Source organism: Lelliottia nimipressuralis (genome assembly GCF_004402045.1).
Taxonomy (GTDB): domain Bacteria; phylum Pseudomonadota; class Gammaproteobacteria; order Enterobacterales; family Enterobacteriaceae; genus Enterobacter; species Enterobacter chinensis.
The window spans coordinates 57,889-73,685 of the sequence record NZ_SOMG01000018.1; the positions used below are offsets into that span (position 1 = coordinate 57,889).

The window sequence follows — 15,797 nt, forward strand, 5'->3', positions numbered from 1 at the left end:
TCATGGCGGAACTGACCACTCAAACCGTTGCGCCCGCGCTGCCGCGCGCGCAGAACCGGGTGCTGAAGAAATTCCTCGCCAATAAAAGTGCGGTGATTGGTGCGGTGGTGGTGGGCTTCTTTGTGCTGGTGGCGCTGCTGGCGCCGTGGATCGCCCCGTTCGACCCGGTTAAAGCCAACTTCCTTGCGGTGCGCAAGGCGCCGTCGGCGATGTACTGGTTCGGCACCGACGAGCTGGGGCGCGACATCTTATCGCGCATTATCTGGGGCGCGCGCACCTCGCTGATGGCAGGCTGTATGTCGGTTGTTATCGCGGTAGTCATCGGCGTGCCGCTGGGGCTGGTGGCGGGTTACTTCCAGAAGATGTGGGATGGCGTGATCTCGCGCTTTATCGAGGCGCTGCTGGCCTGTCCGTTCCTGATCATGGCGATCGCGCTGGGGGCATTTTTGGGCCCGAGCCTCACCAACGCGATGATCGCCATTGGCCTTTCGGCGATGCCGATCTTCGCCCGCCTGACGCGCGGGCAGGTGATCGCCATTCGTAACGAAGAATACATCGACGGCGCGCGGGCGATTGGCCTGCCGGATCGCTGGATCATCATCAAATACATCCTGCCAAACGTGATGTCGCCGATCCTGGTGCAGGCCACGCTGGCCATCGCCTCGGCGATTATCGCTGAAGCCAGTCTGTCGTTTTTGGGGCTGGGGCAGCAGCCGCCAAATCCGTCCTGGGGCTCAATGCTCAACACCGCGAAAGGGTTTCTTGAGCAGGCGCCGTGGATGTCCGTTTTCCCCGGCGTGGCGATTTTCCTTGCCGTGCAGGGCTTTAATTTACTCGGCGACGGGCTGCGCGATGCGCTCGATCCGCGCCACGACTAAGGAGTCATGATGACCAAAGCGCTTGATTTTACCTCCGGCTACGCTTCACGCCGCCCGCCGATGATGGGCCATAACGCGGTTGCGACGTCTCAGCCGCTGGCGGCACAGGCGGGCATGAAGATGCTGCAGCTGGGGGGGAATGCCGTTGATGCGGCCATTGCCACCGCGATGGCGCTGACGGTGGTAGAGCCGACCGGCAACGGGATTGGCAGCGATGCCTTTGCCATCGTCTGGGACGGCGAAAAGCTGCACGGCCTGAACGCGTCCGGTCGTTCGCCTGCCAGCTGGCATGCGGATCTGTTTGCCGGAAAAACCGCGGTGCCGGAAATTGGCTGGGACGCGGTGACCGTGCCGGGTGCTGTATCCGGCTGGGTGGCCCTGGCAGAACGTTTTGGCACGCTGCCGCTGACCACGCTGGCGCAGCCTGCCATTGACTACGCGCGCAATGGTTTCCCGGTCTCCCCGCTGATTGGGCATCTCTGGCAGCGCGGCTATAACAAGCTGAAAGATCAGCCGGGCTTTAGCGCCTGCTTCGCGCCGGAAGGCCGCGCCCCGCGCGTGGGGGAGATCTTCCGTAACCCGGCGCAGGCAAACTCGCTGGAGCTGATTGCGAAAACCAACGGCGACGCGTTTTACCACGGCGAACTGGCGCAGAAAATTGCCGCCTTCGCCAAAGAGCATGGCGCGCATCTGACGGCTGAGGATCTGGCAAACCATCGCGTGGACTGGGTAGACCTGCTGTCGCGGGACTTCGCGGGCGGTTCGGTTCAGGAGCTGCCGCCTAACGGCCAGGGGATCGCCACGCTGATTGCGCTCGGCATCCTGGAGCAGTGCGGCATTGAGAAGCACCATCCGGATTCTGTGCAATCCCTGCACCTGTCCATTGAGGCGATGAAGCTGGCACTGGCGGATCTCGATCGCTACGTGGCGGATGAAGACCACATGGCGTTCGCGGCGAAAGAGCTGCTTAGCGATCGTTATCTGAAGTCGCGCGCGGCGCTGATCAACCACGATAGCGCCTCTGATTTTGTCTACGGTTCCCCGACGCAGAGCGGCACGGTCTACATCAGCAGCGCCGACGCCAGCGGGATGATGGTTTCGTTTATTCAGTCCAACTATATGGGCTTTGGGTCAGGTATTGTGGTGCCGGATACCGGGATCAGCCTGCAAAACCGGGGCTGTGGGTTTGTGCTGGATCCAGAACACCCGAACGCGCTGGCCGGCAGCAAGCGTCCGTTCCACACCATCATTCCGGGTTTTGCGATGGACGGCAACGGCAAGCCGCTGATGTCCTTCGGCGTGATGGGCGGGCCGATGCAGGCGCAAGGGCATATGCAGATGGCGCTGCGCATAATGCTGCACGGGCAAAACCCGCAGGCGGCAATCGATGCCCCGCGCTGGCGCGTGGTGCAGGGCAGGGAGGTGATCGTTGAATCAACGTTCGATCGCAATACTATCGCGGCGCTGCGCGAGCGCGGACATCAGATCGTGGTGGAAGATCCGCTGCAGGATTACAACTTTGGCGGGGCGCAGGTGATTTACCGTATGCCGGAAGGGCACTACGTGGCCGCAACGGAAAGCCGCAAGGACGGGCAGGCGTTGGTGAGTTAATTAACGCCCGGTGGCGCTGCGCTTACCGGGCCTACGCAGTGCTTTTTGTAGGCCGGGGACGGCGTAGCCGCCACCCGGCTTTTTTCACCCAATACTAAACGGATCCGCATCCTGCCACGCCGGAAACTTCTCGCGATACTCCTGCAGCGCCGTCAATGACAGTTCTGCATCAATACGCGTTGCCTGATGCGGCTCGGCAGTCGCAATAATTTCGCCCTGTGGATTCACCACCCGGCTGTCGCCGCGATAGTGATGCCCGTTGCCGTCAGTGCCTACCCGGTTACAGCCCACCACGTAGGCCTGGTTCTCAATCGCGCGCGCCACAAGCAGCGACTGCCAGTGCAGAGAACGCGGCGCAGGCCAGTTGGCGACATACAGCGCCAGGTCGTAATCATTGCGGTTGCGTGACCATACCGGGAAGCGCAGGTCGTAGCAGACCAGCGGCAGAATACGCCAGCCGCGCCACTCAAACACTACGCGCTCGTTACCCGCTTCATAGTGATGATGCTCTTCCGCCATGCGGAACAGGTGGCGCTTGTCGTAGAAATGCACTTTCCCTTCTGGCTCAACCAGCAGGAAGCGGTTCACCGGCCCGCGATCGGTTTGCAGGGCGGCGCTACCGGCAATCAGCGCGTTCGTCTGCTGCGCTTTGGTATGCATCCAGGCGACCACCTCATCCTGCGGCATCGACTGTGTCGCCGCTTCCATGGCGAAGCCGGTGGTGAACATCTCAGGCAGGACAATCACATCTCGCCCGGTAATCTCTTCCAGTTGACGATCGAAGTGGCGCAGGTTGGCGGGGCCATCCATCCACACTAAAGGTTGCTGCAAAATAGAAATCTTCAGACCAGGCACAATTCAGACTCCTCAAACGACCGCTTTTTGACACTGTAGCACGACATAACGAGAAAATGTGGCAATAAAAAACCCCGCGCGAGGCGGGGTTTGTGCAGGCAAAATGCGTTATGCCGCTTCAGGTTTACGGTGCTTCTCCGGCAGCTTTACCGGCTGCGTCGCCAGCTCGTCCGGTTCGAAATCATCGACGTTAATACTGCGCAGACGGCTCTCTTCGGCTTTCACCAGCAGAGCAGCTTCATCTTTATTGATAATGCCACCTGCCAGCGCCTGTTTCGCCAGTTCGTCCAGACGGGTAAACGGCAGGTTTTTGCCCAGCTGCTTACAAATTTTCTGGTGAATCGGGTCGGCAGCCATCACGTCCAGCAGCGCCTCTTCCAGCAGACCTACCGGGTTGTGCGGCGTCGGTGCCAGATACTGACCGCGGCCGATACGGGAGCGGGTTGCGCTCGGTACCTGCAGGATCTTCGCCACTTTATGGTCCAGCTTGTCAGACGGTGCCAGATGATGACGACCGGTCGGGAAGATCACCACGCGCAGGGCGCCTGCGACAAAGCGGTTCGGGAAGTTCGCCAGCAGATCGTCAATGGCCTGCTCTGCCTGATACATCGCATCCTGAACGCCCCAGTGCACCAGCGGCAGATCCGCTTCCTGACGGCCTTCGTCGTCGTAGCGTTTCAGGACCGCAGAGGCCAGGAAGATCTGGCTCAGCACGTCGCCCAGACGGGCAGAGATACGTTCGCGACGCTTCAGGCTACCGCCCAGCACCGCCATCGAGACATCAGACAGCAGCGCCAGGTTGGCGCTCAGACGGTTAAGATGCTGGTAATAACGTTTCGTCGCATCGCCGGTCGGCGTCGCGCTGGTCAGACCGCGCGTCAGGCCCAGCCAGAAGCTGCGCACCTTGTTGCTACCCACGTGACCGATATGTTTGAACAGCAGCTTATCGAAGGCATCCACGTCGTTATTCTGCGCAGCGGCCATCTCTTCGAGCACGTACGGATGGCAGCGAATTGCCCCCTGACCGAAGATCATCATGCTGCGGGTCAGGATGTTTGCCCCCTCAACGGTGATGGCAATCGGTGCGCCCTGATAGCCACGCGCCAGGAAGTTGCCTTCGCCGAGCATAATGCCCTTACCGCCTGCGATATCCATCGCGTCAATGATCGACTGCTGCGCGCGGTGGGTACAGTGGTACTTCACAATCGCGGACAGCACGGCCGGTTTTTCGCCCAGCATGATGCCGTAGGTAATCAGGGAAGCAGCGGCATCCATCACGTAGGCGTTGCCTGCGATACGCGCCAGCGGCTCTTCGATACCTTCCATCTTGCCGATGGAGATTTTAAACTGACGGCGGATGTGGGCGTAAGCACCAATCCCCATCGCCACGGACTTCAGACCACCGGTTGAGTTCGACGGCAGGGTAATGCCGCGACCCACAGACAGACATTCCACCAGCATACGCCAGCCCTGACCGGCCATTTTCGGGCCACCGATGATGTAATCAATCGGCACAAAGATATCCTGGCCGCGGGTTGGGCCGTTCTGGAACGGTACGTTCAGCGGGAAGTGACGACGACCAATTTCAACGCCAGGGGTAGAGGTTGGGATCAGCGCACAGGTAATGCCCAGATCTTCTTCGCCGCCCAGCAGTTTTTCCGGGTCAGAGAGCTTAAAGGCCAGACCCAGCACGGTGGCGATTGGCGCCAGAGTGATATAACGCTTGTTCCAGGTCAGGCGCATACCCAGCACCTGCTCGCCCTGCCATTCGCCCATGCAGACCACGCCGGTATCCGGAATCGCGCCCGCATCGGAGCCTGCTTCCGGGCTGGTCAGCGCGAAGCAAGGAATTTCCTGACCGCGAGCCAGACGCGGCAGGTAATGATCTTTCTGTTCTTCCGTACCGTAATGCTGCAGCAGCTCGCCCGGACCTAAGGAGTTCGGTACGCCAACGGTGATCGCCAGGATCCCGGAAACGCCCGCCAGCTTTTGCAGTACGCGAGCCTGAGCGTAAGCGGAGAATTCCAGACCACCGTACTCTTTCTTAATGATCATCGCGAAGAAGCGATGTTCTTTCAGGTATGCCCACAGTTCTGGCGGCAGGTCAGCCATTTCATGGGTGATGGCAAAGTCGTTCGCCATACGGCACGCTTCTTCCACCGGGCCATCAATAAAGGCCTGTTCTTCAGCGGTCAGGCGCGGCTGCGGATAGTTATGCAGTTTCTTCCAGTCCGGGTTGCCCTGGAACAGGTCACCTTCCCACCAGGTGGTGCCCGCATCAATCGCTTCTTTCTCTGTACGCGACATCGGCGGCATCACTTTACGGAAGCCCTTGAACACCGGCGCGGAGATCATTGATTTACGCATCGGGGCAAAGTTAAACGGCAGAAGAATGATGGCAAGAGGGACTAAAAGCCAGATATTCCACAGACCGGCGACGCCAAGTGCAGCGGTCCAGGCCAGAAGAATCAGGCTGCTCAGGAATAAACTGACGCGGTGATAGAACAACACACCGAGCAGAACAACGGTTGCGAGAATGCTCAAAATCATCATAAAGAAAAGCTCCCTTGCTTGTAGGAGGTCTGACCACTTGTGATGATATGGTTGTAGTTGATGTTATTTCCTTTAGCAATGTGTTTACAAAATAATTACAACCTGGTTCACATTGTTCGCGTTTTAGTCGGCACGAAAAAACAAAACGCCGGGCGATTCGTATGGCTTTAGCTTCTCGCTTTTCCCGCTATCCGGTACACTCCACTGTGTTATTTCATCAATACTGAAGGATTATCCTCATGTACCAGGATCTTATTCGTAACGAACTGAACGAAGCGGCGGAAACGCTGGCTAACTTTCTGAAAGATGATGCCAATATTCACGCTATTCAGCGCGCGGCGGTCCTGCTGGCTGACAGTTTTAAAGCCGGTGGCAAAGTGCTCTCCTGCGGTAACGGCGGCTCCCACTGTGACGCCATGCACTTCGCAGAAGAGCTGACCGGACGCTATCGTGAAAACCGTCCGGGCTACCCGGCGATTGCGATTTCCGACGTGAGCCACATCTCCTGCGTAGGTAACGACTTCGGTTACGACCATATCTTTTCCCGCTACGTTGAGGCGGTAGGCCGTGAAGGCGACGTGCTGCTGGGGATTTCTACCTCCGGTAACTCCGCTAATGTGATCAAAGCGATCGCTGCCGCGCGTGAAAAAGGGATGAAAGTCATCACCCTGACCGGGAAAGATGGCGGTAAGATGGACGGTACGGCGGATATCGAAATTCGTGTTCCGCACTTCGGTTATGCAGACCGCGTTCAGGAAATTCACATCAAAGTGATCCACATCCTGATCCAGCTGATCGAAAAAGAGATGGTTAAGTAAGGCTTCGCTGGGGGGCACTGGTGCCCCCCGCTGTTGTGGAGGTGACGTATGTGCGAACTGCTCGGGATGAGCGCCAATGTGCCAACCGATATCTGCTTTAGTTTCACCGGGCTGGTTCAGCGCGGTGGGGGAACCGGGCCGCATAAAGACGGCTGGGGCATCACCTTCTACGAAGGCAAAGGGTGTCGCACGTTCAAAGATCCACAGCCCAGCTTTAACTCACCGATTGCCAAACTGGTGCAGGATTATCCCATCAAGTCGCGCTCGGTGATTGCGCATATTCGCCAGGCAAACCGGGGTGAAGTCGCGCTGGAAAATACTCATCCGTTTACCCGTGAGCTGTGGGGCCGTAACTGGACCTACGCGCATAATGGACAACTCACGGGCTATAAGTCGCTTGAGACGGGCAATTTCCGCCCGGTCGGCGAAACCGACAGTGAAAAAGCCTTCTGCTGGCTGCTTCACAAACTGACGGAGCGCTATCCCCGCACGCCTGGCAACATGGCCGCCGTGTTTAAATACATTGCGACGCTGGCGTCGGAGCTACGCGAAAAAGGCGTGTTCAATATGCTGCTCTCTGACGGGCGCTATGTGATGGCGTTCTGCTCAACGAATCTGTTCTGGATCACCCGCCGTGCGCCGTTTGGCGTTGCGACGCTACTCGATCAGGATGTGGAGATAGACTTTCAGAAGGAGACCACACCGAACGATGTGGTCACTGTCATTGCAACGCAGCCGCTGACGGGCAACGAAACCTGGCAAAAGATTATGCCAGGCGAGTGGGTGCTATTTTGTCTCGGGGACCGTGTAATTTGACGCCAGCTGTGGATGGACGACTTCGTGGCTCAGCGGTTTGCTGACCACGTAACGACCATCTACGATAGAGACCACCGGTGGCTTGTGGGTCTGCTCAAAGTAGTCGTAACCCGGCTTAAGCTGTTTCCAGAAATCCGCGTAGTATGAGAACTTGTGACGGGCCATGTTGGCATCCGTCATGCGGAACGGATAAATGCTGACCTGAACGTTAGGCTGCCCAAAGACCAGCGCACCCGTTACAAACTGGAAGATCTCATCAATACCGGAGTCGGTCATCGCATAACAGCCGATAGACACGCAGGCACCGTGGATCATCAGGTATTTACCTTCATAACCGTGGGCACGGTCGTAGGCATTCGGGAAGCCGATGTTAATGGCTTTATAGAAGCGGCTGTCGGGTTTGAGCTGGCTACGCTGAACGTTGTAAAACCCTTCCGGACTTTTGAAATCGCCCTGACGTTGTTTTGGCCCCAGCCCGCCGGAGTAGTTACAAATCTTGTAGCTATCAAGCAGTTGATAAGTCTCACCCATTTTTACAAACAGATCGAGAGTGCGCTCTTCCTTGAAGATCTGAATATAAACCGGCGATCCCATTAACTGCTGTTTATATTCTTTGCTGACCGGCGTCGTTGAGCTATTACTGCTGAGCAGTCCGGCAAACGACATGCACGGAATCAGAAGCATCGCAATGAACAATGCGATTTTACGCATACTACTAGTTCCTTGATAAAACCATGACCAACTTGCCAGGACGGCAAAAGAGACCCGAAATCAGATTATTCTGTTAGGAGCGCTCACATTAGCACCACCAGAGATTTTCGCAAGAGCCGGGCGGTGAGTTTACAAATTAGTTTTACTTTATAAACCATCAACGTTGCGATGGCTCCAGGAACTTTGCGTATTAGCTCGCAATTTGGCGCGCGCGACGGCGGATTCCCTGCCCGCGGGAAGGGGAAAATGTTACACTTCGCGCCCACTGGATTGTTGTTCATGGAAACCTGCTAACCACATGTTTAAAATAAAAAAAGGACTTGATCTGCCGATTGCAGGCGTGCCAGCGCAGCACGTTTCGACAGGCGCAAGTGTCCGTCATGTCGCCATTTTGGGCGATGACTACCTGGGAATGCGCCCTTCAATGCTGGTACAGGAAGGCGATCGCGTTATCAAAGGACAGGCGCTCTTTGAGGACAAAAAAAATCCCGGCGTGATGTTCACGGCACCCGCGAGCGGCATCGTTGTGGCGATCAACCGTGGCGAACGGCGCGTTCTGCAGTCGGTGGTTATCCGCATTGAAGGCAATGAACAGCGTGAATTTGCCCATTACGACGTCGCAGACCTCGCGTCGCTGAGCCGTGACGCTGTTCAGGCCCAACTTCTGGCATCCGGTTTATGGACCGCGCTTCGTACGCGTCCCTTCAGCAAATCACCTGTTCCCGGCGCGGAACCGGCCGCAATTTTCGTTACGGCAATGGACACCAACCCGCTCAGCGTGGACCCGCAGCCGGTTATCCTGGCGCAGCGCAAGGCCTTTGATGCCGGGCTGACCCTTTTAACCCGCCTGACGTCGGGGAAAGTCCACGTTTGTCAGGCCGGTGGCGGCAAGCTCGGCGGCCATCCGCAGGGGCAGGTCACGTTTAATGAGTTTGCTGGCCCGCATCCTGCGGGGCTGGTTGGGACGCACATCCACTTCCTTGAGCCGGTAAGCCTGACAAAACAGGTCTGGCATCTTAATTATCAGGACGTTATTGCCATTGGCCATCTCTTCACCACCGGTGAACTGAGCGCTGAACGGACTATCGCCATTGGCGGACCGCAGGCGAGCCATCCGCGTCTGGTGAAGACGCTGCTGGGCGCAGACATCAATGAACTGCTGGTGGGTGAAGTAAAAGAGGGCGAAAACCGCCTGATTTCCGGTTCGGTGCTCAGCGGCCGCCATGCTGTTGATGCGCAGGCGTATCTGGGCCGTTTCCATTTGCAGGTCAGCATTGTGCTGGAAGGTCGCGAGAAGGAGCTGTTCGGCTGGGTGCTGCCCGGTGCGGAAAAGTATTCCGTCACCCGGACCACGCTGGGTCACTTCCTGCGTAACAGGCTGTTTAACTTCTCGACCAGTACGCACGGCGGAGAGCGCGCCATGGTCCCGATTGGCAACTACGAGCGCGTCATGCCGCTGGATATTCTGCCGACCATGCTGTTGCGCGATCTCCTCGCCGGCGATACCGACAGCGCGCAGGCGCTGGGCTGCCTGGAGCTGGACGAAGAAGACCTGGCGCTCTGTACCTATGTGTGTCCGGGAAAATACGAATATGGACCCGTATTGCGCGAGGTGTTAACCCGCATTGAGCAGGAAGGATAACTGATGGGCTTAAAACACCTCTTTGAAAAAATTGAGCCGCACTTTACCGAAGGGAAGCTCAAAAAATACTACCCGCTGTATGAAGCAACAGCGACCATTTTCTACACGCCTGGGCTGGTGACGAAAGGGGCGGCGCACGTTCGCGATGCCATCGACCTCAAGCGGATGATGATTCTGGTGTGGTTTGCGGTCTTCCCGGCGATGTTCTGGGGAATGTACAACGTCGGCCTGCAGACCATTCCGGCACTGCACCACATGTACGATGCACAGCAGCTGGCGCAGGTGCTCCAGTCTGACTGGCACTACCGTCTGGCCCAGTCCTTAGGGGTGAGCTTCGCTGCAGATGCAGGCTGGATGAGCATGATGACGCTGGGTGCGGTTTTCTTCCTGCCGATTTACATCACGGTATTTATCGTGGGCGGCTTCTGGGAAGTGCTGTTTGCCATCATCCGTAAACATGAGATCAACGAAGGCTTCTTCGTGACCTCCATTCTTTTTGCCCTGATTGTTCCTCCGACGCTGCCACTCTGGCAGGCGGCGCTAGGCATCAGTTTTGGCGTGGTGATTGCCAAAGAGATCTTCGGCGGGACCGGGCGGAACTTCCTCAACCCGGCGCTGGCGGGACGTGCGTTTCTGTTCTTTGCGTATCCGGCACAAATCTCGGGCGACCTGGTATGGACGGCGGCAGACGGTTTTTCCGGCGCCACGCCACTTTCGCAGTGGGCGGCACACGGCGGCGAAGCGCTGGTTAACAACGCGACAGGGCAGCCGGTCACCTGGTTCGATGCCTTTATAGGCAACATTCCGGGCTCCATCGGGGAAGTCTCTACGCTGATGATTTTGCTGGGCGGCGCGATTATTCTTTTCGGTCGCGTAGCCTCCTGGCGAATTGTGGCGGGCGTGATGATCGGCATGGTGCTGACCGCCACGATGTTCAATGTTATCGGTTCGACCACCAACCCGATGTTCTCCATGCCGTGGTACTGGCATCTGGTGCTGGGTGGCTTCGCGTTTGGCATGATGTTCATGGCGACCGACCCTGTCTCTGCCTCGTTTACGGATAAAGGTAAATGGAGCTATGGCGTGCTTATTGGCGCGATGTGTGTCCTGATCCGCGTGGTCAACCCGGCATATCCAGAAGGAATGATGCTGGCCATTCTGTTTGCCAATCTGTTTGCGCCACTCTTCGATTATCTGGTGGTGCGGGCCAACATTAAGCGGAGGAAGGCGCGTGGCTGAAGTTAAAAATAACGACAGCATCAGCAAAACGCTGCTGGTGGTGCTGGTGCTCTGTCTGGTTTGTTCCATTATTGTGGCCGGTTCTGCCGTGGGGTTAAAACCCCTGCAGCAGGAGCAACGTGCGCTGGATAAACAGCGCAACATTCTGGCCGTGGCCGGCCTGATGCAGGAAGGAATGAGCGCAGATGACGTGTCGGCCGTCTTTGCCGAACGGATTTCGGCGCGTCTGGTGGATTTAAAAACGGGCCAACTGCTGGAGAAAGATCCGGCAAAATTCAACCAGGCACTGGCGCTGAAAGATCCGCAGATGAGCCTGACGCTCGAGGCATCGCAAGATCCCGCCGGGATTAAGCGCCGCAGCAATCTCGCCGAAATTTACCTGGTGCGCGACGAGCAAAAACGCGTGCAGGAAATGGTGCTGCCGATTTACGGCAACGGCCTGTGGTCAATGATGTACGCCTTTGTGGCCCTTGATACGGATGGTCGCACCGTAAAAGGCATTACGTACTATGACCAGGGGGAAACCCCGGGGCTGGGTGGCGAAGTTGAGAACCCTAACTGGCGGGCACAGTTTGTCGGCAAAAAAGTGCTCGACGATAACGGCCTTCCCGCGCTGAAGGTGATGAAAGGGGCTGCACGTCCCGGTGACGACTACGCCGTCGACGGGCTTTCCGGCGCCACGCTCACATCAAAAGGCGTGCAGCACAGTTTTGATTTCTGGATGGGCGAGCTGGGCTTTGGTCCTTTCCTGAAAAACGTACGTGAAGGAGCGCTGAACAATGGCTGATACCGGTGAACTGAAAGAAGTCAAAAAGGTGCTCATTGGCCCACTGCTCGCCAATAACCCGATTACGCTGCAGGTGCTGGGCGTATGTTCAGCCCTGGCGGTAACGACCAAGCTGGAAACGGCGGTGGTGATGACGCTGGCAGTAACGCTGGTAACCGCGTTCTCCAGCATGTTTATCTCAATGATCCGCCACCACATTCCCAACAGCGTGAGGATCATCGTGCAGATGGCGATCATCGCCTCGCTGGTGATCGTGGTCGATCAGCTGCTGCGCGCCTTCGCTTATGAAACCTCCAAACAGCTCTCGGTGTTTGTCGGGCTGATCATCACCAACTGTATCGTCATGGGGCGTGCGGAAGCCTACGCCATGAAAATGCCGCCGCTGGCGAGCTTTATGGACGGTATCGGCAACGGCCTCGGCTACGGCGTGATCCTGCTGACCGTCGGGTTCCTGCGTGAGCTCATTGGCAGCGGCAAGCTGTTTGGCATCACGGTGCTGGACACGGTGCAGAACGGCGGCTGGTATCTGCCAAACGGGCTGTTCCTGCTGGCCCCTAGCGCATTTTTCATTATCGGTTTGCTGATCTGGCTGATTCGTACGTTGAGACCAGAACAGCAGGAAAAGGAGTAACCGACGATGGCTCATTACCTGAGTTTGTTTGTGCGTGCGGTGTTTGTTGAAAACATGGCGCTCGCGTTTTTCCTCGGCATGTGTACGTTCCTTGCGGTTTCCAAAAAAGTGTCGACGGCATTTGGACTGGGCGTGGCGGTGACGGTCGTGCTCGGGCTCTCCGTTCCCATTAACAATCTGGTGTACAACTTTGTGCTGCGGGACGGCGCGCTGGTGGAAGGCGTTGACCTCAGCTTCCTGAACTTCATCACCTTTATCGGGGTGATCGCGGCGCTGGTCCAAATCCTTGAGATGATCCTTGATAGGTATTTCCCGTCGCTTTACAACGCGCTTGGGATCTTCCTGCCGCTGATCGCGGTGAACTGCGCCATCTTTGGCGGCGTTTCGTTTATGGTTCAGCGTGATTACAACTTCAGTGAATCCGTAGTCTACGGTTTCGGCTCCGGTATCGGCTGGATGCTGGCGATTGTCACCATGGCGGGGATCCGCGAAAAAATGAAATATGCCAACGTACCTGCGGGTCTGCGTGGCTTAGGGATCACCTTTATCACCACCGGGTTGATGGCGCTGGGCTTTATGTCCTTCTCTGGTGTGCAGCTATAAGGGCTAACAGATGGAAATTATCCTTGGCGTGGTGATGTTCACGCTAATTGTACTGGTGCTGTCAGGGCTCATTCTGGCGGCGCGCGCGAAGCTGGTGAATTCCGGCGACGTGGTGATTGATATTAACGACGAGCCGCAGAATCAGATCCGCACGCCGGCGGGGGATAAACTGCTCAACACGCTCTCCGGCAACGGCATTTTTGTCTCCTCAGCCTGCGGCGGCGGTGGCTCCTGCGGGCAGTGCCGCGTGACGGTGAAAGAGGGCGGTGGCGATATTCTGCCAACCGAGCTGGCGCATATCACAAAGCGTGAGGCAAAAGAGGGCTGCCGTCTGGCCTGCCAGGTCGCGGTGCGTCAGAACATGAAGATTGAATTGCCGGAAGAGATCTTCGGCGTTAAAAAATGGGAGTGCGAGGTTATCTCTAATGATAACAAAGCCACATTTATTAAAGAGCTGAAGCTGCGAGTGCCGGAAGGGGAAGATGTCCCGTTCCGCGCCGGGGGATACATTCAGATTGAGTGTCCGGAGCACACTGTGGCGTATGCGGACTTTGACGTTCCGCAGGAGTACCGTGCCGACTGGGACAAGTTCAATCTCTTCCGCTTTGTGTCGGAGGTGAAAGAGCCGACGCTGCGCGCTTACTCGATGGCCAACTATCCGGAAGAAAAGGGCATTATCATGCTCAACGTGCGTATCGCTACGCCACCACCGAATGTGCCGGACGCGCCGCCGGGGATTATGTCTTCTTATATCTGGTCGCTAAAACCGGGCGACAAAGTGACGATCTCCGGCCCGTTTGGGGAGTTCTTTGCAAAAGATACCGACGCGGAAATGGTCTTTATCGGCGGCGGTGCCGGTATGGCCCCGATGCGATCGCACATCTTTGACCAACTGAAGCGGCTTGGCAGCAAGCGTAAAATCAGCTTCTGGTACGGGGCGCGCTCGCTGCGTGAGATGTTCTATGATGATGAATTCGAACAGCTGGCGCGTGAAAACCCGAACTTTACCTTCCATGTGGCGCTCTCCGATCCGCAGCCGGAAGATAACTGGACCGGTTACACGGGGTTCATCCATAACGTGCTGTATGAAAACTACCTCAAACATCATGCCGCTCCGGAAGACTGCGAATTCTATATGTGTGGTCCACCGATGATGAACGCCGCCGTGATTAAAATGTTGAAAGATCTTGGCGTCGAAGATGAGAACATCATGCTCGATGACTTTGGAGGCTGACGATGCTGACGTTTCTGGCAACCTTTGTGGTTTTTGTGCTTGTCATCTTCGGCATGTCGTTAGGCTGGATCGTTAAGCGTAAAAGCATACAGGGCAGCTGCGGCGGGATATCCTCCATTGGGATGGAGAAGGTGTGCGACTGCCCGGAACCGTGCGATGCCCGTAAAAAACGCATGGCGCGCGAACAGCAGCGCATCATTTAATCTGGTAGGTCGGGTAAGGCGAAGCCGCCACCCGACAATTCTCACGCACACTTCTCAATCCTCATTTGTTTACTGTATACTTATCCAGTAATGAGTGAGGGCTTACTATGCGCAAAATTATCCATGTTGATATGGACTGCTTTTTTGCCGCAGTGGAGATGCGTGACAACCCGGCGCTGCGGGATATTCCCATCGCCATTGGCGGCAGCCGCGTGCAGCGGGGGGTCATCAGTACTGCAAACTACCCTGCGCGCAAATTTGGTGTGCGCAGCGCCATGCCCACGGCGATGGCCTTAAAGCTCTGCCCTCATCTCACGCTCCTGCCAGGCCGGTTTGACGCTTATAAAGAGGCCTCGGTTCATATTCGCGAAATCTTCTCCCGCTATACCTCTCTGATAGAGCCACTATCGCTGGACGAAGCCTATCTGGATGTGACCGACAGCGTGCATTGTCACGGCTCCGCTACGCTAATGGCTCAGGAGATCCGCCAGACGATTTTCAACGAGCTGAATCTGACCGCATCGGCGGGCGTGGCACCCGTTAAATTCCTCGCCAAAATTGCCTCCGATTTGAATAAGCCCAACGGCCAGTACGTCATCACGCCGGAAGAAGTACCTGCATTTTTAAAAACGCTGCCGCTCGGCAAAATCCCCGGGGTGGGAAAAGTCTCCGCCGCAAAGCTGGAAAGCATGGGATTACGCACCTGCGAAGATGTGCAGAGAAGCGATCTCGCTATGCTGCTCAAACGCTTTGGCAAGTTTGGCCGCATGCTGTGGGAGCGCAGCCAGGGGATTGACGACCGTGACGTCAACAACGAGCGTCTGCGTAAATCCGTCGGAGTAGAACGCACGCTGATTGAAGATATTCACGATTGGCCGGAGTGCGAAACCATTATTACTGAACAGCTCTATCCTGAGCTGGAGCGACGCCTGGCAAAGGTAAAACCGGACCTGCTGATCGCGCGTCAGGGCATCAAGCTGAAATTTAATGACTTCCAGCAGACCACGCAGGAGCACGTCTGGCCACGCCTGAATAAAGAAGATCTTATCGCTACCGCGAAAAAAGCGTGGGAAGAACGGCGGGGCGGGAGAGGGGTCAGGCTGGTGGGGTTGCACGTCACGTTGCTGGATCCGCAACTGGAACGACAGCTGGTATTAGGACTGTAGGTTGTATCCATCGTAGGCCCGGTAAGCGAAGCGCCACCGGGCATCAGACG

The 15,797-nt window shown here is 56.9% G+C and carries 15 protein-coding genes; 12 read left to right on the plus strand and 3 right to left on the minus strand.

Translation table 11 applies throughout. From position 1 onward, the window contains the following. Positions 1–2: 2 nt before the first annotated feature. The gene (locus E3U32_RS12335) at positions 3–878 is read left to right on the plus strand and encodes an ABC transporter permease (protein WP_134349032.1); all 876 of its coding nucleotides are present in this window, start codon (positions 3–5) and stop codon (positions 876–878) included. 9 nt (positions 879–887) lie between these two features. Further along, positions 888–2,489 (plus strand): gamma-glutamyltransferase family protein, encoded by a 1,602-nt coding sequence (locus tag E3U32_RS12340; RefSeq protein ID WP_134349083.1) that lies wholly within the window; start codon positions 888–890, stop codon positions 2,487–2,489. Between the two features lie 84 nt (positions 2,490–2,573). On the opposite strand, the gene E3U32_RS12345 is transcribed toward E3U32_RS12340, so the two are convergent. Together E3U32_RS12345 and fadE are read right to left on the minus strand one after the other, a co-directional pair. Beyond that, a complete protein-coding gene (locus E3U32_RS12345) occupies positions 2,574–3,344 on the minus strand; it encodes an amidohydrolase (RefSeq protein ID WP_134349033.1) in 771 nt (256 codons plus the stop codon). Positions 3,345–3,452: 108 nt separating this feature from the next. Beyond that, positions 3,453–5,897, minus strand: coding sequence for an acyl-CoA dehydrogenase FadE (gene fadE / locus E3U32_RS12350; RefSeq protein WP_134349034.1), 2,445 nt, complete (start codon positions 5,895–5,897; stop codon positions 3,453–3,455). Positions 5,898–6,136: 239 nt separating this feature from the next. On the opposite strand from fadE, the gene lpcA reads away from it, so the two are divergent. Both lpcA and E3U32_RS12360 read left to right on the plus strand, forming a co-directional pair. Next, entirely contained in the window at positions 6,137–6,715 is a 579-nt protein-coding gene (gene lpcA / locus E3U32_RS12355) for a D-sedoheptulose 7-phosphate isomerase (RefSeq protein ID WP_003863232.1), read from the plus strand. Positions 6,716–6,763: 48 nt separating this feature from the next. Beyond that, a complete protein-coding gene (locus E3U32_RS12360) occupies positions 6,764–7,531 on the plus strand; it encodes a class II glutamine amidotransferase (protein WP_010427885.1) in 768 nt (255 codons plus the stop codon). Here E3U32_RS12360 and dpaA read toward each other — a convergent pair. After that, positions 7,502–8,242 carry a peptidoglycan meso-diaminopimelic acid protein amidase gene (dpaA, locus tag E3U32_RS12365; protein ID WP_134349035.1) on the minus strand — a complete coding sequence of 247 codons (741 nt, stop codon included), beginning with the start codon at positions 8,240–8,242 and terminating at the stop codon, positions 7,502–7,504. The two genes, E3U32_RS12360 and dpaA, sit on opposite strands and share 30 nt — an antisense overlap. A 298-nt stretch (positions 8,243–8,540) precedes the next feature. On the opposite strand from dpaA, the gene E3U32_RS12370 reads away from it, so the two are divergent. The 8 genes from E3U32_RS12370 to dinB all read left to right on the plus strand — a co-directional run bounded on the left by E3U32_RS12370 (position 8,541) and on the right by dinB (position 15,747). Continuing rightward, the gene (locus E3U32_RS12370; RefSeq protein WP_134349036.1) at positions 8,541–9,884 is read left to right on the plus strand and encodes a Na(+)-translocating NADH-quinone reductase subunit A; all 1,344 of its coding nucleotides are present in this window, start codon (positions 8,541–8,543) and stop codon (positions 9,882–9,884) included. Positions 9,885–9,887: 3 nt separating this feature from the next. Then, on the plus strand, positions 9,888–11,123 hold the full coding sequence (locus E3U32_RS12375) for an NADH:ubiquinone reductase (Na(+)-transporting) subunit B (RefSeq protein WP_134349037.1): 1,236 nt from the start codon (positions 9,888–9,890) through the stop codon (positions 11,121–11,123). Next, positions 11,116–11,910: a Na(+)-translocating NADH-quinone reductase subunit C gene (locus E3U32_RS12380; RefSeq protein WP_134349038.1), complete on the plus strand. Its 795-nt coding sequence runs from the start codon at positions 11,116–11,118 to the stop codon at positions 11,908–11,910. Before E3U32_RS12375 ends, E3U32_RS12380 begins: the two co-directional genes overlap by 8 nt. Beyond that, positions 11,903–12,541, plus strand: a complete 639-nt coding sequence (locus tag E3U32_RS12385) for an NADH:ubiquinone reductase (Na(+)-transporting) subunit D (RefSeq protein WP_008500256.1) — start codon at positions 11,903–11,905, stop codon at positions 12,539–12,541. The genes E3U32_RS12380 and E3U32_RS12385 overlap by 8 nt, the downstream gene beginning before the upstream one ends. Before the next feature lie 6 nt (positions 12,542–12,547). Beyond that, complete coding sequence (gene nqrE, locus E3U32_RS12390) at positions 12,548–13,144, plus strand: NADH:ubiquinone reductase (Na(+)-transporting) subunit E (protein ID WP_044867920.1); 597 nt, start codon at positions 12,548–12,550, stop codon at positions 13,142–13,144. 10 nt (positions 13,145–13,154) lie between these two features. Beyond that, on the plus strand, positions 13,155–14,378 hold the full coding sequence (gene nqrF / locus E3U32_RS12395) for an NADH:ubiquinone reductase (Na(+)-transporting) subunit F (RefSeq protein WP_134349039.1): 1,224 nt from the start codon (positions 13,155–13,157) through the stop codon (positions 14,376–14,378). A 2-nt stretch (positions 14,379–14,380) separates the two neighbouring features. Next, entirely contained in the window at positions 14,381–14,581 is a 201-nt protein-coding gene (nqrM, locus tag E3U32_RS12400; protein ID WP_023293208.1) for a (Na+)-NQR maturation NqrM, read from the plus strand. A gap of 107 nt (positions 14,582–14,688) precedes the next feature. Continuing rightward, a complete protein-coding gene (dinB, locus tag E3U32_RS12405; RefSeq protein WP_134349040.1) occupies positions 14,689–15,747 on the plus strand; it encodes a DNA polymerase IV in 1,059 nt (352 codons plus the stop codon). Positions 15,748–15,797: the final 50 nt, after the last annotated feature.